Here is an 18,583-nt window from a genome sequence, read left to right on the forward strand (position 1 = left end):
GCCCTCAGCCGCCGCATCGTCCCCGCTAGACGACCACCACGGAGCTGACGTCGTAGCCGTGGAGGGCGTCGCGCCCGGGCAGTTCGCCGATCTCGATGAGGAAGCTGAAGCGCACCGACGCCGCGCCGCCGCGCTCGAGCATCTCCGCGACCGCGCGGGCGGTGCCGCCCGTCGCGAGGACGTCGTCGATCACCAGGACGTGCTTGCCCTCCACCGAGCCGGCGCTCACCGCGAGGTCGCGCGCGCCGTACTCGATCTCCGCGGAGGACTCGAGCAGGTCGACGCCGGGCATCTTGCCCTTCTTGCGCACCATCGTCATGCCCACGTCGAGGGTCTGCGCCACCACGGGCGCGAAGATGAAGCCGCGCGCGTCCACGCCCGCCACCACGTCGACCGGGGCGCCGGTCGGGGGCATCAACTGGATGCAGGCCTCGCGGAAGCGCTCGGGGCTCGCGAGGATGGGCGCGATGTCGTAGAAGAGGATCCCCTCGATGGGGAAGTCGGGATACGTGTCGAAGTCGTCGATCGTGATCACGGCACCATCCTGGCATGGTGCGCGCGGGCTGCCCGCGCCCGCGGCCCGCTAGGCTCCCCACCATGAGTGAACGCACCCTCATCCTGGTCAAGCCCGACGGCGTCAAGCGCGGCCTCGCGGGCGAGGTCCTGCGCCGCGTCGAGGCCAAGGGCTACACGCTCGCGGCCGTCGAGCTGCGCAAGGCCACCCCCGAGCTGCTCGCCGAGCACTACGCCGAGCACGTGGGCAAGCCGTTCTACGACCCCCTGGTCGAGTTCATGCTGTCCGGCCCCGTCCTCGCGGTGGTCGCCGAGGGCGAGCGCGTCATCGAGGGCTTCCGCACCCTCGCCGGCCCCACCGACCCCACCACCGCGGCGCCCGGCTCGATCCGCGGCGACCTCGCGCGCCAGTGGGACCTGCCGGTGATCCACAACATCGTGCACGGCTCGGACGCGCCCGAGTCCGCCGAGCGCGAGATCGGGATCTGGTTCCCCGGCCTCTAGGCCGGCACGCCAGGCGGACATCCGGGGAGGGATGATGCGCGACACGGTCGAGCACGGGCTCGAGAAGACGCTGTTCGCGAGCCGCTGGCTGCTCGCGCCCATGTACGTGGGCCTGCTGGGCGGCCTGCTGGTGGTGCTCGCCAAGTTCTTCCAGGAGCTGTGGCACCTGCTGTCGGGCGAGGCGCTGCGCATGGAGGCGGACCAGATCACGGTCGCGATCCTGTCGCTCATCGACATCGCGCTGGTGGGCAACCTCATCATCATCGTGATCTTCGCGGGCTACGAGAACTTCGTGTCGCGCATGCACGTCGCCCACGCGTCCGAGGACCAGCCCTCGTGGATGGGCCACGTCGACTTCTCCGGCCTCAAGATGAAGCTCATCGGCTCGCTGGTCGCGATCTCCGCGATCCTGCTGCTCAAGGACTTCGTCGCCATCGAGAAGGGCGGCACGGCCGACGACTACGAGGCCATCGCCTGGCGGATCGGCCTCCACTTCACGTTCGTGCTGTCCGGCGTGCTGTTCGCGCTGATGGACTACTGGGGCGCGAAGCGCCAGGTGCTTCTCGCCGACGCGCACTCGCGGCACGACGATGTCGAGGACGCGGAGCTGGACCGCATCACCCCGTAGGGGCCTGCCGAGGGACGATGCGCGGGCGGGCCTCGCGCCTCCGTCGGGCGGGCGAGGGGTTCCCCTACACTGCCAGCCATGCATCTCAAGACGCTGACGCTGCGCGGCTTCAAGAGCTTCGCGTCGGCGACCACCCTCGAGTTCGAGCCCGGCGTCACGTGCGTGGTGGGGCCGAACGGCTCGGGCAAGTCCAACGTGGTGGACGCCCTCGCGTGGGTGATGGGCGAGCAGGGCGCGAAGACGCTGCGCGGCGGGCAGATGGCGGACGTCATCTTCGCCGGCACGTCCGGCCGCGCGCCCTTGGGCCGCGCCGAGGTGTCCCTCACCATCGACAACACCGACGGCGCGCTGCCGATCGACTACACCGAGGTGACCATCAGCCGCACGCTGTTCCGCAGCGGCGGCTCGGAGTACGCGATCAACGGGTCCGCGTGCCGCCTGCTCGACATCCAGGACCTGCTGTCCGACTCGGGCCTCGGGCGCGAGATGCACGTGATCGTGGGCCAGGGCCAGCTCGACGCGGTGCTCCGCGCGACGCCTGAGGACCGCCGCCACTTCATCGAGGAGGCCGCCGGCATCCTCAAGCACCGCCGCCGCAAGGACAAGGCGCTGCGCAAGCTCGACTCGATGCAGGCCAACCTCACGCGCGTGCAGGACCTCACGGCGGAGATCCGCCGCCAGCTGGGCCCGCTGGGCAAGCAGGCCGAGGTCGCCCGCCAGGCGCAGCGCATCCAGGTGGACGTGCGCGACGCTCGCTCGCGGCTGCTCGCGGACGACATCGCGACCCTCACCGAGTCCATGTCGCAGGACAAGGCCGACGAGTCGGCGCTGCTCGAGCGTCGCGACGCCGTCGAGAAGGCGCTCGCGGAGGCGCGCGCGACCCTTGCCGAGCTCGAGCGCCTCTCCGCGGAGGCCGCGCCCGCCCTCACCAAGGCGAACGACACGTACTACCGGCTGAGCGCGATCCGCGAGCGGCTGCGCAACCTCTCCACTCTCGCGGAGGAGCGGGTGCGGATGCTGGGCACCGCCCACAGCGACGCGCCTCCCACCGACCTGGTGGACCTCGACGAGCAGGTGGAGCGCGCGCAGGCGGCCCGTAAGGAGCTCGACGCGGAGGTGGCCGCCGCGGCCGAGGAGCTCGAGGCCGCCATCGAGGCGCGCAAGGACGCCGAGGAGGCGGCCTTCCAGTCCGACCGCCACCACGCCAACCTGCTGAGGTCCGTGGCCGACCGCCGCGAGGGCGTGGCCCGCCTCGCGGGCCAGGTCGCCGCGAAGCGCTCGCGCGTCGAGTCCACGGAGGCCGAGATCGGCCGCCTCCAGGAGCAGCTCGCGGCCGCGGAGAAACGCGCCCACGAGGCCAACGTCGAGTTCCAGCACGTCGAGACCTCCGTCGCCACGGTGGACCCGGGGGAGGAGGACCTCGACGTCCAGCACGAGTCCGCGACCGAGGCGTGGGAGGCCGCGAAGGCCGCCGTCTCCGAGCTCAAGGACGCCCTCCACACGGCGATGCGCGAGCGTGACACCTGGGCCGCCCGCGGCGAGGCCCTCGAGCTGTCGCTGGTGCGCAAGGACGGCGCCGGCGCGCTGCTCGCGAGCGGGACCCGCGCCGTGACCGGCTCGGTTGCCTCGCTGATCGAGATCGCGCCCGGCGCGGAGGACGCGATCGCCGCCGCGCTCGGCGGGCTCGCCGACGCGCTTGCCGTGGGCACGGTCGAGGACGCCGTCGACGCGATCCGCTGGCTGCGCGACGAGGACGCGGGCCGCTCCTGGTTCATGGTCGCGGACGCGACCGCGTCCCCCGAGAACCCCGACGTCGCGCTGCCCGAGGGTGCCGCGTGGGCCTCCACGCTGGTGTCCGGCCCCGCCGGGATCGTCGACACCGTCCGCGCGTTCGTGTCCGGCGTCGCCGTGGTCGAGGACCTCGCCGCCGCCCGCGCGCTGGTCGCCGCGCACCGCGACGTGGTCGCCGTCACCCGCCGCGGCGACCTGCTGGGCAGCCGCAACGCCTCCGGCGGCGCGGGCGACGCCCCGAGCGTGCTCCACGTCCAGGCCGCGTTCGACGACGCCCGCGAGAAGCGCGACGCCGCCGCGACCCGCGTCGAGCAGACCGAGCAGCGCCTGCGCGCGGCGGAGGAGACCGAGTCCGAGACCCGCGGCCACCACGAGCGCACCCTCGCGCGCCTCACCGAGGCCGACGCCCGGATGGCCGCCGCCGCCGAGAAGTTGGGCCGCCTGGGCGCGCAGGCCCGCGGCGCCAAGGCCGAGGCCGAGCGCTTCACCGAGCAGCTCGAGCAGGCCCACGGCCGCATGAAGGCCGACGAGGACGAGCTCGCGAGCCTCACCGACCGCCTGGCCGCCGCGCAGGCCGAGCCCGAGCAGTTCGAGGCGGATACGCGCGCGGCGCAGGAGCGCCGCGACGACGACGAGGCCGACGCCCGCACCGCGCGCGCCAAGGAGACCGAGGCCCGCCTCGCGCTGCGCACCGCCGAGGAGCGTGCCCGTGCCCTCGCGGCCCGCGCCGAGAGCCTGGAGAGGGCCGCCGTCGCGGAGCGCGAGGCCCGCGTCCGAGCGGAGGCCGCCGCCGCACGCCGCGAGCGTCAGGCGCAGGCCGCGCGCGAGGTCATCGCGGGCAGCCGCGATGCGATCGCGCTGATCGACGTCTCCGTCCAGCAGGCGGACGATGCGCGCGCGGCCGTCGAGGCCGAGCGCGCCGAGCGCACGGGCCGGCTCGCGGAGGTGCGCCGCAGCGTCGACGAGCTCTCGACCGAGCACGCCCGACTCACCGACGACGCGCACCGCGACGAGGTCGCCCGCGCCCAGCAGAACGTCCGCCTCGAGCAGCTGCGCCAGCGCGCGGTCGACGACCTGGGCATGGACCCCGACCGGCTGGTCGAGGAGTTCGGCCCGCACCTGGGCGTGCCCGTGGTCGATTCCGAGGCGCCCGCGCGCGAGGACGGCGAGGACGAGGACGCGGAGCCCGCGACCGTGCCCTACGTCCGCCAGCAGCAGGAGGCGCGCCTGCGCAAGGCCGAGCGCGCGATGAACCAGCTGGGCCGCGTCAACCCGCTCGCGCTCGAGGAGTTCGCCGCGCTCGAGGAGCGCCACAAGTTCCTCACCGACCAGCTGGCGGACATCAAGCGCTCGCGCGAGGACCTCCTCACCATCGTCAAGGAGATCGACGAGCGCGTCGAGGTGATCTTCGCGGAGGCGTTCGCGGACACCGCCGCGCAGTTCGACCGCGTGTTCCCGCGGCTGTTCCCCGGCGGCGAGGGCCGCCTGGTGCTCACCGACCCCGAGCACATGCTCACCACCGGCATCGAGGTCGAGGCCCGGCCCGCGGGCAAGAAGGTCAAGCGCCTCTCGCTCCTGTCCGGCGGCGAGCGCTCGCTCACCGCGGTCGCGCTGCTCGTGTCGATCTTCAAGGCCCGCCCCAGCCCGTTCTACGTGATGGACGAGGTCGAGGCCGCCCTCGACGACGTCAACCTGGGCCGCCTGCTCGAGATCTTCCGCGAGCTCCAGGAGGACTCGCAGCTGATCGTCATCACGCACCAGAAGCGCACCATGGAGATCGCCGACGCCCTCTACGGCGTCACCATGCGCGGCGACGGCGTCACCACGGTCATCAGCCAGCGCCTGCGCGACGACGACGCCGCCTGAGGGGCCTGGCAGACCGCCGATCCTGGCCGTCGCGGGAACATCCCCGGGCCCGGCACGTTCTCCATGCGGGGCGTATGCCCCCAATTGTCGGGGCTTGTCCGGTGCGCGATGCCGGGCGAGGATGCCCGAGGCCGGAGCGGCCTCGGCGTGGGGAGCGGTGGATGTTCAGCTACATGATGCAGACCCTGGTGGTCGGCGGCCTCATCGCCGCGATCGTCTTCGTCGCGGCCTTCGCGAGCGAGGGTCGTGGGCGCCGCCTGGTGCGGCTGGCGCTCGGCGTCGAGGAGCGGCGGCCCGTGCGCGAGCACCTGTTCGACGAGGTCGACCGCCCCGACGCGACCCTCGACGTCGTGGGCGAGCTGGGCCGCGAGACGGCCTCCCTGCCGACGGTGACGGCCAAGGCCGCCCCGGCGCCCGTCCGCCACCGCGCGTGACCCCGCGCGCCGCGAGGCGCGCCCCGACCTGACAGACTGTGCCCGTGGACGTTGCATGGATCCCAGGTGACAGTGACCTCCTCGTGGCGATCGTCGCGGGGCTCGTGGTGCTTGGCGGCGTGGGCGCCGCGGTGCTCGGCAAGGCGCGCCAGGCGCCTCCGCGCGAGGCGCCCCCGCGACGGGACGATGCGCCGGTCGCGGCCCCCGCCCCGGTCGAGGAGGCCGCGGGCGAGGTGGAGGCGCCGGAGGCGCCCGCCCCCGTCGAGGAGACGGCGCCCGCCATCGAGACGCCCTCGGTCGAGACGCCCGAGGCCGTCGACCACCGCTTCGGCCGCCTGCGCCGCCGCGTGGGCGCGACGTTCGGCCAGAACCTGCTCGCGATCTTCCGCCGCGGCTCGCTCACCGAGGACGACTGGGACGAGCTCGAGGAGACCCTCCTCATGGCCGACGTGGGCGCCGGCGCGACCGACGCGCTCCTCGAGGACCTGCGCACCCGCCTCAAGGCGGAGCCCGACGGCAACCCCAGGGAGCTGCTCCGTGCGGCCCTGCTCGACGTGGTGGACCCGGCGCTCGACCGGTCCCTCGCGCTCGGCGCCGCCGGCGACGGCGAGCTCCACAGCGCGATCGTGGTGGGCGTGAACGGCGTGGGCAAGACCACCACGGTGGGCAAGCTCGCGCGCGTCCTGGTCGCGGAGGACCGCACCGTGGTCCTGGGCGCGGCGGACACGTTCCGCGCGGCCGCCGCCGACCAGCTCGAGACCTGGGGCTCGCGCGTGGGAGTGCCCGTGGTGCGCGCCCACGTCGACGGCGCGGACCCGGCGTCCGTCGCGTACGAGGCCGCCGACCGCGCCCGCGCGGACGCCGCCGAGGTGCTGCTGGTCGACACCGCCGGCCGCCTGCAGAACAAGCAGGGGCTCATGGACGAGCTCGGGAAGATCGTCCGCGTCGTGTCGAAGGTGAGCGCCCCCAAGGAGGTGCTGCTGGTGCTCGACGCCACCACCGGCCAGAACGGCCTCACCCAGGCCCGCGTGTTCGGGCAGGTGGCGCCCCTCACCGGGATCGTGCTCACCAAGCTCGATGGCACCGCGAAGGGCGGGATCGTGCTCGCGGTGCAGCGCGAGCTGGGCGTGCCGGTGAAGTTCGTCGGTCTCGGCGAGGGCGCCGACGACCTCGCGCCGTTCGACCCCGAGGGCTTCGTCGACTCCCTGCTGGGCGACTGACCCGTACCCGCGGGACGCGCGCGAAACGTGCGTCGGGTACGCGCGGCGCGCGCGCATCGTTCCGTTTCGTGCGTCTGTGCAACCTACCTTTTACCTGAGCGCGCCCGATGTAACCGTCCCGAAACATGGGGGTCGTCCAGGGGTAACAGACGTCCGGAAGATTGGGCCCATCGCTGGCCAAGGGGTCAGCGGAGGGAGAGAAACAATGGAATTCACGCTGGACTCCGGCAATACCGCGTGGATGATCGTTGCGACCGCTCTTGTCCTCCTGATGACGCCCGCTCTGGCGTTCTTCTACGGAGGCATGGTCCGCGCGAAGTCCGTGCTCAACATGATGATGATGAGCTTCATCAGCATGGCCATCGTCGCTGTCATCTGGGTGCTCTACGGCTACGGCCTCACCTTCGGCAGTGGCGACCTCATCGGCAACCCGTCCGGGTTCTTCGGCCTCAACGGCGTGTCTGACGACTCGTCGCTCGCCGCAGGCTCGGGTGTGCCGTTCATCGTCATGGCAGGCTTCCAGGCCACCTTCGCGATCATCACCGTCGCCCTCATCTCGGGCTCGGTCGCCGACCGCATGAAGTTCCTCGCCTGGAGCATCTTCGTCGCGGTGTGGGTCACCATCGTCTACTTCCCGGTCGCTCACGCGGTCTGGGGCGGCGGCATCCTCGGGTGGGACAGCCCGCTCACCAGCTCGTCGCCGATCGACTTCGCCGGTGGAACCGTGGTCCACATCAACGCCGGTGCCGCCGGTCTCGCCCTCGCGCTGCTGCTGGGCACCCGCAAGGGCTTCGGCAAGGAGCCGTTCAAGCCGCACAACCTGCCGTTCGTCATGCTCGGTGCCGCCGTCCTGTGGTTCGGCTGGTTCGGCTTCAACGCCGGTTCCGAGTTCGCTGCCGACGCGACCGCCGGCCGTGCGTTCCTCAACACCGTGGTGGCCCCGGCCGTCGCGATCCTCGGCTGGCTGCTCGTGGAGAAGATCCGCGACGGCAAGCCCACCTCGCTGGGTGCCGCCTCCGGTGTCGTCGCCGGTCTGGTCGCCATCACGCCGGCCGCCGCGTCGGTCGACAGCTGGGGCGCCATCGCGATCGGCTTCATCGCCGGTGTGCTCTGCGCGCTCGCCGTGGGCCTCAAGTACAAGTTCGGCTACGACGACTCGCTCGACGTCGTGGGCGTCCACCTGGTCGGCGGCCTCGTCGGCACCATCCTCATCGGCCTCTTCGCGAACCTCGACGAGGGCACCACGTGGGCCGGTGCGGGCGAGGAGCTCTCGCCGATGAACGGCCTGTTCTACGGTGGTGGTGTGACCCAGCTGGTCACGCAGACCGTGGTCGCGCTCATCGCCGTGGTGTTCTCCTTCGTGGTGACCTACCTCATCGGTCTCGCCATCAAGGCGACCGTGGGTCTGCGCGTCAGCGAGGATGTCGAGGTGTCGGGTATCGACCTCGCCGAGCACGGCGAGACCGCTTACGAGGAGGCGAAGTAATGAAGCTGGTCACCGCAATCATCCAGCCCCACCGCGTCGACGAGGTCCGTGCGGCCCTCGAGGCCGCGGGCGTCAAGGGCGTCACCGTGTCCGAGGCTGCCGGCTACGGCCGCCAGAAGGGCCACACCGAGGTCTACCGCGGTGCGGAGTACACGGTGGACCTGGTCCCCAAGACGCGTCTCGAGGTCCTCGTGGACGACGCCGACGCCGCGACCGTGACCGAGGCGATCGTCTCGGCCGCGCAGACCGGCAAGATCGGTGACGGCAAGGTCTGGGTCGTCCCGGTGGACGACGTGGCCCGGGTCCGCACCGGCGAGCACGGCGCGGACGCCCTCTAAGCAGGGAGACCGCCAGACACATGGAGAGCCGTGAAGGCTCCCGCGCTGAGGTCCCGCACCCCCGTGGGGTGCGGGACCTCAAGCGTCTGAGGAGAGAGCGGGCCGAGGAGCTCGCGCACAGCGGCCTGGGGGGCCGAGAGCGTCGACAGGCGATGTCCGACCTGGTGTTCGCGCACCTGAAGGAGCACTGGGACGACCATGCGGACGGCATGCGGGACGGCATCGCGTTCGGCGCGGTGGGATCCGTGGGCCGCGGCGACGCGGGACCGGCGTCCGACCTGGACCTGGTGATCCTGCACGACGGGTCGACCTACAAGAAGGAGGCGATCGCCGAGCTGTCGCAGAGCCTCTGGTACCCGATCTGGGACGCCGGTCTCGAGCTCGACCACTCGACGCGCACCCTCACGGAGTGCCGCCAGGTGGCCTCCAAGGACCTGGCCGCCGCGGCGGGGCTGCTGGACCTCCACCTCATCGCGGGCGACGAGCAGCTGCTGCTGCAGGCCCGCACGCACATCTACCAGGACTGGCGCGCGGCCGCTCGCAAGCGCCTGCCCGACCTGCTGAGCGCCTCGCGCGCGCGGTCGGAGCGCCACGGCGAGCTCGCGTACCTCATCGAGCCGCACCTTAAGGAGGCTCGCGGCGGCCTGCGCGACTACGTCAGCCTCACCGCGCTGTCCGCGACGTGGCTCACCGACCGCCCGCACGGCGCGGTGGACGAGGCGGGCCAGCTGCTGCTCGATGTCCGCGACGCGCTGCAGCTCGAGACGGGCCGCGGCGTCAACGTGCTGGGCCGCCACGTCGCGCCCGAGGTCGCCGAGCGGCTGGGCTACGACGATCCCGACGACCTGCTCGCGGCGATCGCGGACGCGGGCCGCACGGTCGCGTTCGCGCTCGACGCCACGGAGCGGGGCGCCCGGCGCGCGCTCGAGCGCTCCGGCGTGGGCTCGCGCGCGTTCCTCGCGCGCCGCCGCGCCGCCGCGCCCCGCCACGTCAAGGTCGCCGAGGGGCTGATCGACGTCGACGGCGAGCTCGCGCTCGCCCCGGGCTACGACGCGACCACGGACGCGCTGCTGCCGCTGCGCGCGGCCGCGACGGCCGCGACCACGGGCCTCACGTTCACCCCGACGCTGCTCGACTCGATGCAGCGCGCCCCCGACCTGCCCGAGCCGTGGCCGGAGGAGGCGCGCGTGCACCTGCGCGACCTGCTGCGCGCGAGCGCGCACCTCATCCCCGTGTGGGAGGCCGTGGACGTCCACGGGTTGGTGGTGCGCTGGATCCCCGAGTGGGAGGGCGTCCGCAACCGCCCGCAGCGCAGCCCGGTCCACGTGTTCACGGTGGACCGGCACATGCTCGAGGCCGTCACCATCGCGTCGAAGCACCGCCGGGGCACGCACCGTTCCGACCTGCTCCACCTCACGGCGCTGCTGCACGACATCGGCAAGCGGGCGGGCGCCACCGACCATTCGGTCGACGGCGCGGCGCTCATCCCGGCGATCGCGGCGCGCATGGGGCTGTCCCCGGAGACGGCGCACGACCTCGAGCTGCTGGTGCGCGAGCACCTCACGCTGTCGATCCTCGCGACCACGCGCGACCCGGAGGACCCCGCGACGGTGGAGCGGCTGCTGGAGGCGGTCGAGCACCGCACCGACCTGCTCGACGTGCTGCGGGCGCTCACCGAGGCGGACTCGAAGGCCGCGGGCCCGAAGGTATGGACGGCGTGGCGCGCGCAGCTGGTCGACACGCTCACGGAGCGCGCCCGCGCGGCCCTGGCCGCCGAGGAGGGCGCCGCCGGGCGGTAGTCTGGTGGGCACGTTGTGAAGGGATAAGTGTGTTCGCCAACCTCTCCGATCGCCTGACAGAGACGTTCCGCAACCTGCGGGGCAAGGGCCGCCTCACCGAGGCGGACATCGACGGCACCATCCGCGAGATCCGTCGGGCCCTCCTCGACGCCGACGTCGCGGTGCCCGTGGTCCGCACCTTCACCTCGAACATCCGCGAGCGCGCGCTCGGCGCGGAGGTGTCCGGCGCGCTCAACCCGGGCCAGCAGGTCGTCAAGATCGTCAACGAGGAGCTCATCGCGATCCTCGGCGGTCAGACGCGGTCGCTGCGTCTCGCCAAGACCGGCCCCACCATCATCATGCTGGCGGGCCTCCAGGGTGCGGGAAAGACCACCCTCGCGGGCAAGCTCGCGCACCACCTCAAGCAGCAGGGCCAGACCCCGCTGCTGGTCGCCGCGGACCTCCAGCGCCCCAACGCCGTCACGCAGCTCACCGTGGTCGGCGAGCGCGCGGGCGTGCCCGTGTTCGCGCCCGAGCCCGGCGTCACCCGCGAGGACGAGGTCCCGCGCGGCGACCCCGTCGAGGTCGCGCGCCGCGGCCTCGCGGAGGCGCAGCAGCGTCAGCACAGCGTGGTGATCGTCGACACCGCCGGCCGTCTGGGCATCGACGCCGAGCTCATGCGCCAGGCCGCGGACATCCGCGAGGCGCTCGAGCCCGACGAGGTGCTCTTCGTCATCGACGCGATGATCGGTCAGGACGCCGTCGCCACCGCGACCGCGTTCCAGGAGGGCGTCGACTTCACCGGCGTGGTCCTCACCAAGCTCGACGGCGACGCGCGCGGCGGTGCCGCGCTGTCCGTCGCCGAGGTCACCGGCCGGCCGATCATGTTCGCGTCCACGGGCGAGAAGCTCGACGACTTCGAGGTGTTCCACCCCGACCGCATGGCGTCGCGCATCCTCGACATGGGCGACATCCTCACCCTCATCGAGCAGGCCGAGCGCACGTTCGACCAGGCCGAGGCCGAGCGCATGGCGGAGAAGGTCTCGAAGGGCGAGGACTTCACCCTGGCGGACTTCCTCAGCCAGATGCAGCAGCTCAAGAACATGGGCTCGATGAAGAAGATGCTGACCATGCTTCCCGGCATGGGTCAGGTCCGCGACCAGATCGAGAACTTCGACGAGCGCGAGCTGGTGCGCACCGAGGCCATCATCCAGTCCATGACGCCGCTCGAGCGCGAGAACCCCAAGGTCCTCAACGGCTCGCGCCGCTCCCGCATCGCGGCCGGCTCGGGCACCTCGGTCGCCCAGATCAACTCGCTCATCAAGCGCTTCGAGCAGGCGCAGCAGATGATGCGCGCGATGTCGCGCGGCGGCGGCATGCCGCAGATGCCAGGCATGGGCGGCGCGCCCGGCGCGTTCGGCGGGCTGCCCGGCGGCAAGAAGTCCAAGGGCAAGCAGGCGCCGCAGCGCAAGGTCAAGGGCAAGTCGGGCAACCCCGCGAAGCGCGCGCAGCAGGAGGCCGAGGCCCGCACCCGCGGCACGGCCGCACCCGCCGCGCAGGGCTCGGCGTTCGGGATCGGGCAGCAGCCGCAGGAGGTCGACAGGGACGCGCTGAGCGCGGACCTGTCGAAGTACCTGGGACGCTGACATGGCCCTCCACCTCACGGGCCCCGTGGTCGTCGGCGATGACGACGTCCGCGCGGAGGCCTGGGTGGTGGACGGGTTCGTCACGTACGAGCGGCCCGAGGCCGCCGTGCGCCACGCGCTCGACGGCTGGGTGCTGCCGGGGCTGGTCGACGTCCACTGCCACGTGGGCCTCGACAGCGGGGGAGCGGTGGACGCCGACCTCGCGCTCAAGCAGGCCCTGGTCGACCGTGACGCGGGCACGCTGCTCATCCGCGACGCCGGCTCGCCGTCCGACACCCGCTTCCTCGACGGCGTCACCACCGCGCCGCGGGTGATCCGCGCGGGCCGGTTCATCGCGCGCCCCAAGCGCTACCTGCGCCACTACGCGCGCGAGATCGAGGTGGTGGACCTCCCGGCCGTGATGGCGCAGGAGGCCCGCAAGGGCGACGGCTGGGTCAAGCTCATCGCCGACTGGATCGACAGGGACCACGGCGACCTCACCCCCCTGTGGCCGGACGATGCGCTGGCCGAGGGCATCGCGGCGGCCCACGAGGCCGGGGCGAGGGTGACGGCGCACACCTTCGCGACGGAGACCATCGACGGGCTGCTCGACGCCGGCGTCGACTGCATCGAGCACGGCACCGGCATGACCGCCGACCATATGGCGGAGGCCGCGCGCCGCGGCCTTCCCGTGGTGCCCACGATGATGCAGGTCGCGAACTTCGAGGGCTTCGCCGCCCAGGCGGAGGAGCGGTTCCCGGCGTACGCCGCCCGCATGCGGGCCATGCACGAGCGCCGCTTCGCGCACGTCCGCGCGCTGTACGAGGCGGGCGTCCCGCTGCTGGTGGGCACCGACGCGGGCGGCACGCTCGGACACGGCGGGCTGCCGGCGGAGGCGGCGCTCATGGTCGCCGCGGGCATCCCCGACGCCGAGGTGGTCGCGATGGCGTCCTGGCGCGCACGAGCGTTCCTGGGTGCACCCGGCCTCGAGGAGGGCGCGCCTGCGGACCTGGTGATCTACGGCGAGGACCCGCGCGCCGGCATCCGCGCCCTCGCCTCCCCGCGCCACGTGGTGCTGCGCGGGGCCCTGGTCTGACGCATCGTTCCCAGCGAACTCCCAGCCCCGGCGAGGCCCGCTCCCAGGGGTGATGGGTGTGATGGGAGGCATGAAGCGCTCCTCCGGCATCATCGTCACCGGCCTCTCCGCCACGCTGCTGTCCACGGGCGCCGTCCTAGGCACCGGATTCCTCTCCCCTGAGGAGGGCGCCGCCAGCGCCGAGGCGACCACTGCCGACACCTCCGCGACGGGCGCCGCCACCGGCACCACCACCGACACGACCACGGACTCCACGACCGACACCGCCACCACCGACGCCACCACCGACGCCACCACCGACGCCACGACCGACGCCTCCGGCGCCACGACGTACGACGGCGAGGCCGTCTCGAGCCGCTACGGGACGTTCCAGGCGGAGATCACCGTCGAGGACGGGCAGGTCACCGCGATCGACTGGCTCCAGTCCGGCGAGGCCGACCAGCACTCGCAGCAGATCAACGACTACGCGATCCCCGTGCTCGAGCAGGCGATCCTCGAGGCCCAGAGCGTCGACGTCGGCTACGTCTCCGGCGCGAGCTACACCTCGGACGCCGTCGAGGAGGCCGTCGCCAGCGCGATGCAGGCGGCGGGTCTCGCATGACCGCCGTCCAGCACCGCACCGCCGTGGTCCCGAGCCACGCGGCTCCCGCGGCCGCCGAGCGCCGCGCACGCGCCGCGCGCCGCAGCCGCCGCCGCGACACGATCGAGGCGGCCGCGTGGCTCGCGGGCGTGGGCGGCCTCGCGTTCATGCTCGCCTCGGGCACCGTCGACGTCACCACGGTCGGCGGCCTGCTCACCACGCTCGGGCGCATCGCGGGGATCGCCGCGTCGACCATGATCATGGCGCAGCTCATCCTGATCGCGCGGATCCCGCTGGTCGAGCGCGCCCTCGGCCACGACCGCGGCGCCCGCCTTCACGGGCAGCTGGGACGCCTCGGCTTCGTGGTGATCATCGCGCACATCGTGCTCCTGATCGGCGGCTACGCCCTGCCGACGCAGACGGGGCTGCTCGCGCAGGCGTGGGCCTTCGCGGTCGGCTACGGCGGTCCCATGTTCATGGCGAGCGTCGGGTTCGTGGTGCTGTGCGCCGTGGTGGTGACGTCCTACGCGATCGTGCGCCGGCGCTGGCGGTACGAGACCTGGCACGCCGTCCACGTCTTCAGCTACCTCGCGGTCGGGCTGTCCATCCCGCACCAGCTCACCGACGGCCAGACCTTCGCGACCATGGGACCCGCCTGGTGGTACTGGGTGATCCTGTGGACCGTCGCCGTGGGCGGGCTGCTCGCGTACCGCGTGGTGCGGCCGCTCGTGCGCTTCCGGCGCCACCGCATCCGTGTGACCGCCGTGGGCACGCTGCCGGACGGCTCGACCGTCATCGCGCTGCACGGCCGCCGCCTCACCCGCCTGGGCGCGAGGGGCGGGCAGTTCCTGCTCTTCCGCTTCCTCCAGCGCGACATGTGGGGCCAGGCGCACCCGTACTCGCTCTCGCGCACCGTCCGCGACGGATGGATGCGCATCACGGTGAAGCCGCTCGGCGACGGATCCGCAGCCCTGCGCACCCTGCGCCCGGGCACGCGCGTCATGGTCGAGGGCCCCTTGGGGGTCTTCACCGACGCGTCACGCTCGGGGGACCACCTGGTCCTCGCCGGCGCGGGCGTCGGCATCACGCCCATCCTCGCGCTGCTCGAGGACGCGGCATTCCGGCCCGGCGGCTGCACCGTCGTCGTGCGCGCCAGCACCGAGGCCGAGATCCCGCACCTCGAGGAGTTCCGCGAGCTCGCCGCCGCGCGCGGCGCGACCCTGCATGTCCTCACCGGGCACCGCGGGGACGGCTGGGCCCCCGCATCGTCCCCCGTCACGCTCGCGCGGCTGGTGCCCGCGATCGCCGGCGCGGACGTGTTCGCGTGCGGCCCCGTCCCGTGGGTGCGGGCGGTGATGGACGATGCGGCGGTCGCCGGGGTGCCCGCGCGCCGCCGGCACGCGGAGGAGTTCGCCTGGTAGCACCCCGTACGATGCGGGTACGCGCCGGAACACCCCACGGCCCGCGCGCGTTGCCCCGTCAGGTCCGTCCCCGAACCCCCGGAGGTCCCGTGAGCACGCTCGAGGCGTACGCGCGGCGATCCGCGCGCCGGGAGTGGTGGCGGGACGGGCTCGAGGCGTCGATCTACCTGGTCGCGGCCGTGGGCGTGGCGCTGTTCGTCGCGTCGGGCGGGCTGCTGGTGACCGCGCCCATCGACCACCTGTACGGGCTGGGCCGCGTCGCCGGGATCGTCGCCGCGGTGCTGGTGCTCGCTCAGATCACGCTGATCTCCCGCGCGCCGTACGTCGAGCGCGCGATCGGGCACGACCGCGCCGCCGCCACCCACACCCGGCTGGGCAAGGTCGCCTTCATCCTCATGCTGGTCCACGTGGGCCTCATCCTGGTGATGAACGCCCGCTACGACGGCCGGTCCATCCTCAGCGAGGCGGTGGCGCTGTGGGACCTCGGCTGGTTCATGGTCGCCGCGCAGGTGGGGCTGGGCCTGTTCACCATCGTGGTCGCGACGTCCCTGGTCGCGATCCGGTCGCGGTGGCGCTACGAACGCTGGCACGCCGTCCACCTGCTCGTGTACCTCGCGATCGCCGCGGTGGTGCCGCACCAGTTCCTCGAGGGCTCCACGTTCCGCGACGGGGGAGCGGCCTGGTGGTTCTGGCTGGTCCTGTACGTGCTGGCCGTCGGCTCCTTCCTGGCCTACCGCATCGTCCGCCCGCTGGTGCTGCTCGCGCGTCACGACCTCCGCGTCGCCGCCGTCGAGCCCGAGCCGGACGGCTCCGTGTCCGTGGTGATGAGCGGCCGCGACCTCGACCGCCTGGGCGCGCGCCCCGGGCAGTTCCTGCTGTGGCGCTTCCTCGACCGCGAGCGGTGGACGCAGGCGCACCCGTGGTCGCTGTCGCGCGCGCCGCGGTCCGACTCGCTGCGCATCACCGTCAAGCCCTCGGGCGACGCGTCCGCGCGGCTCGCCCACCTGCGGGTGGGCACCCGCGTGCTGGCCGAGGGGCCGCTCGGGATCTTCACCGACGCGACCCGCACGGCGCCCGGCGCGGTGCTGGTCGCCTCCGGGATCGGCGTCACGCCCATCCGCGCGCTGCTCGACGAGGCGCAGGCGCCGTGCACCGTGGTGCTGCGGGTCCGGTCCCGCGAGGAGGCGCCCCTCATCGACGAGGTCGAGGAGCTGGCCGTGCAGCGCGGCGCCGACGTGATCGTGGTCGCCGGCCCGCGCGGCTCCGGCTGGGGCACCGCCGCGGGCGAGAGCCTCGGCGCGCTGGTGCCCGACGTCGCGACGCGCGACATCTACGTGTGCGGCCCCGTCCCGTGGGCCGATGCGGTGGTCCTGGACGCCCGCGCCGCGGGCGTGCCGGCGGCCGCCATCCATCGCGAACGATTCGGCTGGTAGAGGGAGAGCGGATGAGGACCATGACCAGGACGGCCGGGGCGCTCGCGTTCGCCGGCGCCGCCGCGACCGCGCTGAGCGCGTGCGGCGGAGCGGAGGCGGCCGAGCCCGAGGCGGCGGCCACCACCGTGGACCCCGTGTACGCGGACGGCGTCTACGACGGCCCGCGGGTCACCAACATCCGCGGCGGCTACCAGGCGCAGGTCACCATCGAGGACGGCACCATCACGGACGTCCAGGCCATCGAGGCGGGCACGCAGGATGCGGAGTCCGTGTCGATCAACGCCCGCGCGATCCCCGAGCTGCGGGACAAGGTCATCGAGGCGCAGAGCGCGGACGTCGAGGCCGTCTCCGGTTCCTCGTACACGTCTCCGGCGTTCACCGAGTCCATCCAGGGCGCGCTCGACGACGCGGCCGCGGCGGCGGAGTAGGCCATGCGCACCTCCCGGGCCGTGGTGGTCGCCGGCGGCTGCGCCGCGATCCTCGGCGCGGGCTGGTCCGTCGCGCCCAAGGAGCTGCCCACGCTCGACCTGGTCGCCCCCTCGAGCCCCGAGCCGAGCGTCACCGCGAGCGGGAGCGCGGCTCCGTCCGCCACCGCGGAGCCGGAGCCCACCCCGTCGATCACGTGCGAGCCCGACGACAGCGGCGACGACGAGGACGACGACAAGGACCTCTCCGAGGACGACGACTGCGCGATCTCCACCCCCGAGCCTGCGGCATCCGAGACCGCGGCGGACCCGGCCCCGAGCGCCACGGCGACCGCCGCGCCCGACCCGGCGCCCGCATCGTCCACCCACGACGGCCCCGTCGTGACGAACGCCCGCGGCGACTACCAGGCCCGCATCACCGTGGTCGACGGCGAGGTCACGGACGTCCAGGCGATCGTCGCCGGGACGCAGGACGCGGAGTCCATCACCATCAACGCGCGTGCGATCCCCGAGCTGCGCGACAAGGTCCTCGCCGCGCAGACGTGGGACGTCGAGGCCGTGAGCGGCGCGTCCTTCACGTCGCCCGCGTTCACCGAGTCGCTGCGCGGCGCGTTCGAGGACGCCGGCCTGTGACGGAGCCGTTCCGCACCACGGTGCACGCCATGGCGATGCCCTTCACGGTCGAGCTCGACGCGCCCGACCCGCTCGAGACGGACGGCGCGGTCGCGGCGTTCCACTCCGAGCTGGTGTGGGCGGACGAGGTGTTCTCGCTGTGGCGCGACGACTCCTACCTCAGCGGCTACCTGCGCGGCGACCTCACGCTCGACGAGTCGCCGCGCGAGCTGCGCGAGGTGCTCGAGGCGTGCGAGTGGTACCGCGAGGCGACGCTCGGCGGCTTCGACGCGCGCCGCAAGGACGGCGTGCTCGACCCCACCGGCCTGGTCAAGGGCTGGGCGGTGGCGCGCGCGAGCCGCCACCTGCGCGCTGCCCGGGCCTCGGATTGGATGGTCGGCGCGTCGGGCGACGTGCTCGTGGGCGGCGGGCGCGCGCGTCGCGTCGGCATCGCGGACCCGCGCGTGACGGGCGACCCGACGGGCACGCCCGTGATCGACGTGGTGGAGCTCGGCGGCGCGTTCACGGCCCTCGCGACCTCCGGCGGGGCGCAGGTGGTGGACCACATCTGGGACCCGCTCACCGGCGAGGTGGCGCGCCACTACATGCAGGTGTCCGTGGCGGGCCGCGACCTCACCGAGTGCGACGCGTGGGCCACCGCGATCTGCGGCGGAGGGCCGCGCGTGGTGGCCGGCGCGCTCGAGCGCGGGCTCGAGGTGCTGCTGGTCTCCGGCGGCCGCTTCGACGGCGCGTACGATGCCCAGACGTCACCCGGGTGGCCCAGCGTGAGGTGACGCGGGGCGCCTGGTTGGTCGCGCATCGTCCCGTCTGGC

At 73.3% G+C, this 18,583-nt stretch carries 17 protein-coding genes; 16 read left to right on the forward strand and 1 reads right to left on the reverse strand.

The genetic code is table 11. The features are described from left to right. Positions 1-25: 25 nt before the first annotated feature. On the reverse strand, positions 26-535 hold the full coding sequence (locus AOM05_RS12795) for an adenine phosphoribosyltransferase (protein ID WP_062522854.1): 510 nt from the start codon (positions 533-535) through the stop codon (positions 26-28). Positions 536-597: 62 nt separating this feature from the next. On the opposite strand from AOM05_RS12795, the gene ndk reads away from it, so the two are divergent. The 16 genes from ndk to AOM05_RS12875 all read left to right on the forward strand — a co-directional run bounded on the left by ndk (position 598) and on the right by AOM05_RS12875 (position 18,544). Next, a complete protein-coding gene (gene ndk / locus AOM05_RS12800; RefSeq protein WP_062522856.1) occupies positions 598-1,017 on the forward strand; it encodes a nucleoside-diphosphate kinase in 420 nt (139 codons plus the stop codon). A gap of 34 nt (positions 1,018-1,051) precedes the next feature. Beyond that, positions 1,052-1,645, forward strand: coding sequence for a TIGR00645 family protein (locus tag AOM05_RS12805; protein ID WP_062522858.1), 594 nt, complete (start codon positions 1,052-1,054; stop codon positions 1,643-1,645). A 78-nt stretch (positions 1,646-1,723) separates the two neighbouring features. Continuing rightward, the gene (smc, locus tag AOM05_RS12810) at positions 1,724-5,302 is read left to right on the forward strand and encodes a chromosome segregation protein SMC (RefSeq protein ID WP_062522860.1); all 3,579 of its coding nucleotides are present in this window, start codon (positions 1,724-1,726) and stop codon (positions 5,300-5,302) included. Positions 5,303-5,463: 161 nt separating this feature from the next. Then, positions 5,464-5,736: a hypothetical protein gene (locus AOM05_RS12815; RefSeq protein ID WP_156165186.1), complete on the forward strand. Its 273-nt coding sequence runs from the start codon at positions 5,464-5,466 to the stop codon at positions 5,734-5,736. An 83-nt stretch (positions 5,737-5,819) separates the two neighbouring features. Further along, positions 5,820-6,956, forward strand: coding sequence for a signal recognition particle-docking protein FtsY (gene ftsY, locus AOM05_RS12820; RefSeq protein WP_156165187.1), 1,137 nt, complete (start codon positions 5,820-5,822; stop codon positions 6,954-6,956). A gap of 205 nt (positions 6,957-7,161) precedes the next feature. Then, a complete protein-coding gene (locus AOM05_RS12825; RefSeq protein ID WP_062522864.1) occupies positions 7,162-8,442 on the forward strand; it encodes an ammonium transporter in 1,281 nt (426 codons plus the stop codon). Further along, positions 8,442-8,780, forward strand: a complete 339-nt coding sequence (locus AOM05_RS12830) for a P-II family nitrogen regulator (RefSeq protein ID WP_042215355.1) — start codon at positions 8,442-8,444, stop codon at positions 8,778-8,780. Before AOM05_RS12825 ends, AOM05_RS12830 begins: the two co-directional genes overlap by 1 nt. Positions 8,781-8,932: 152 nt before the next feature. Continuing rightward, a complete protein-coding gene (locus tag AOM05_RS12835; RefSeq protein ID WP_228373307.1) occupies positions 8,933-10,579 on the forward strand; it encodes a [protein-PII] uridylyltransferase family protein in 1,647 nt (548 codons plus the stop codon). A gap of 29 nt (positions 10,580-10,608) precedes the next feature. Continuing rightward, positions 10,609-12,204: a signal recognition particle protein gene (gene ffh / locus AOM05_RS12840; RefSeq protein ID WP_062522868.1), complete on the forward strand. Its 1,596-nt coding sequence runs from the start codon at positions 10,609-10,611 to the stop codon at positions 12,202-12,204. 1 nt (position 12,205) lies between these two features. Continuing rightward, the gene (locus tag AOM05_RS12845) at positions 12,206-13,279 is read left to right on the forward strand and encodes an amidohydrolase family protein (protein ID WP_062522871.1); all 1,074 of its coding nucleotides are present in this window, start codon (positions 12,206-12,208) and stop codon (positions 13,277-13,279) included. 70 nt (positions 13,280-13,349) lie between these two features. After that, entirely contained in the window at positions 13,350-13,880 is a 531-nt protein-coding gene (locus AOM05_RS12850) for an FMN-binding protein (RefSeq protein WP_062522872.1), read from the forward strand. Next, entirely contained in the window at positions 13,877-15,280 is a 1,404-nt protein-coding gene (locus AOM05_RS12855) for a ferredoxin reductase family protein (RefSeq protein ID WP_062522875.1), read from the forward strand. The genes AOM05_RS12850 and AOM05_RS12855 overlap by 4 nt, the downstream gene beginning before the upstream one ends. Before the next feature lie 89 nt (positions 15,281-15,369). Continuing rightward, a complete protein-coding gene (locus tag AOM05_RS12860; protein ID WP_062522877.1) occupies positions 15,370-16,713 on the forward strand; it encodes a ferredoxin reductase family protein in 1,344 nt (447 codons plus the stop codon). Between the two features lie 20 nt (positions 16,714-16,733). After that, the gene (locus tag AOM05_RS12865; RefSeq protein ID WP_228373308.1) at positions 16,734-17,141 is read left to right on the forward strand and encodes an FMN-binding protein; all 408 of its coding nucleotides are present in this window, start codon (positions 16,734-16,736) and stop codon (positions 17,139-17,141) included. A gap of 3 nt (positions 17,142-17,144) precedes the next feature. After that, positions 17,145-17,771, forward strand: a complete 627-nt coding sequence (locus AOM05_RS12870; RefSeq protein ID WP_062522880.1) for an FMN-binding protein — start codon at positions 17,145-17,147, stop codon at positions 17,769-17,771. Beyond that, positions 17,768-18,544, forward strand: coding sequence for an FAD:protein FMN transferase (locus tag AOM05_RS12875; protein ID WP_062522882.1), 777 nt, complete (start codon positions 17,768-17,770; stop codon positions 18,542-18,544). Before AOM05_RS12870 ends, AOM05_RS12875 begins: the two co-directional genes overlap by 4 nt. The last annotated feature ends 39 nt before the right edge of the window (positions 18,545-18,583 follow it).

The sequence above is a fragment of the Demequina silvatica genome, assembly GCF_000971215.1.
Lineage (GTDB): Bacteria > Actinomycetota > Actinomycetes > Actinomycetales > Demequinaceae > Demequina > Demequina silvatica.

Bases quoted from the DNA above. Each gene is read 5' to 3' on its own strand.
- ndk (WP_062522856.1), top strand. From the start codon at position 598: ATGAGTGAACGCACCCTCATCCTGGTCAAGCCCGACGGCGTCAAGCGC.
- AOM05_RS12805 (WP_062522858.1), top strand. From the start codon at position 1,052: ATGCGCGACACGGTCGAGCACGGGCTCGAGAAGACGCTGTTCGCGAGC.
- smc (WP_062522860.1), top strand. From the start codon at position 1,724: ATGCATCTCAAGACGCTGACGCTGCGCGGCTTCAAGAGCTTCGCGTCG.
- AOM05_RS12815 (WP_156165186.1), top strand. From the start codon at position 5,464: ATGTTCAGCTACATGATGCAGACCCTGGTGGTCGGCGGCCTCATCGCC.
- AOM05_RS12825 (WP_062522864.1), top strand. From the start codon at position 7,162: ATGGAATTCACGCTGGACTCCGGCAATACCGCGTGGATGATCGTTGCG.
- AOM05_RS12830 (WP_042215355.1), top strand. From the start codon at position 8,442: ATGAAGCTGGTCACCGCAATCATCCAGCCCCACCGCGTCGACGAGGTC.
- AOM05_RS12835 (WP_228373307.1), top strand. From the start codon at position 8,933: ATGTCCGACCTGGTGTTCGCGCACCTGAAGGAGCACTGGGACGACCAT.
- AOM05_RS12845 (WP_062522871.1), top strand. From the start codon at position 12,206: ATGGCCCTCCACCTCACGGGCCCCGTGGTCGTCGGCGATGACGACGTC.
- AOM05_RS12850 (WP_062522872.1), top strand. From the start codon at position 13,350: ATGAAGCGCTCCTCCGGCATCATCGTCACCGGCCTCTCCGCCACGCTG.
- AOM05_RS12855 (WP_062522875.1), top strand. From the start codon at position 13,877: ATGACCGCCGTCCAGCACCGCACCGCCGTGGTCCCGAGCCACGCGGCT.
- AOM05_RS12865 (WP_228373308.1), top strand. From the start codon at position 16,734: ATGACCAGGACGGCCGGGGCGCTCGCGTTCGCCGGCGCCGCCGCGACC.
- AOM05_RS12870 (WP_062522880.1), top strand. From the start codon at position 17,145: ATGCGCACCTCCCGGGCCGTGGTGGTCGCCGGCGGCTGCGCCGCGATC.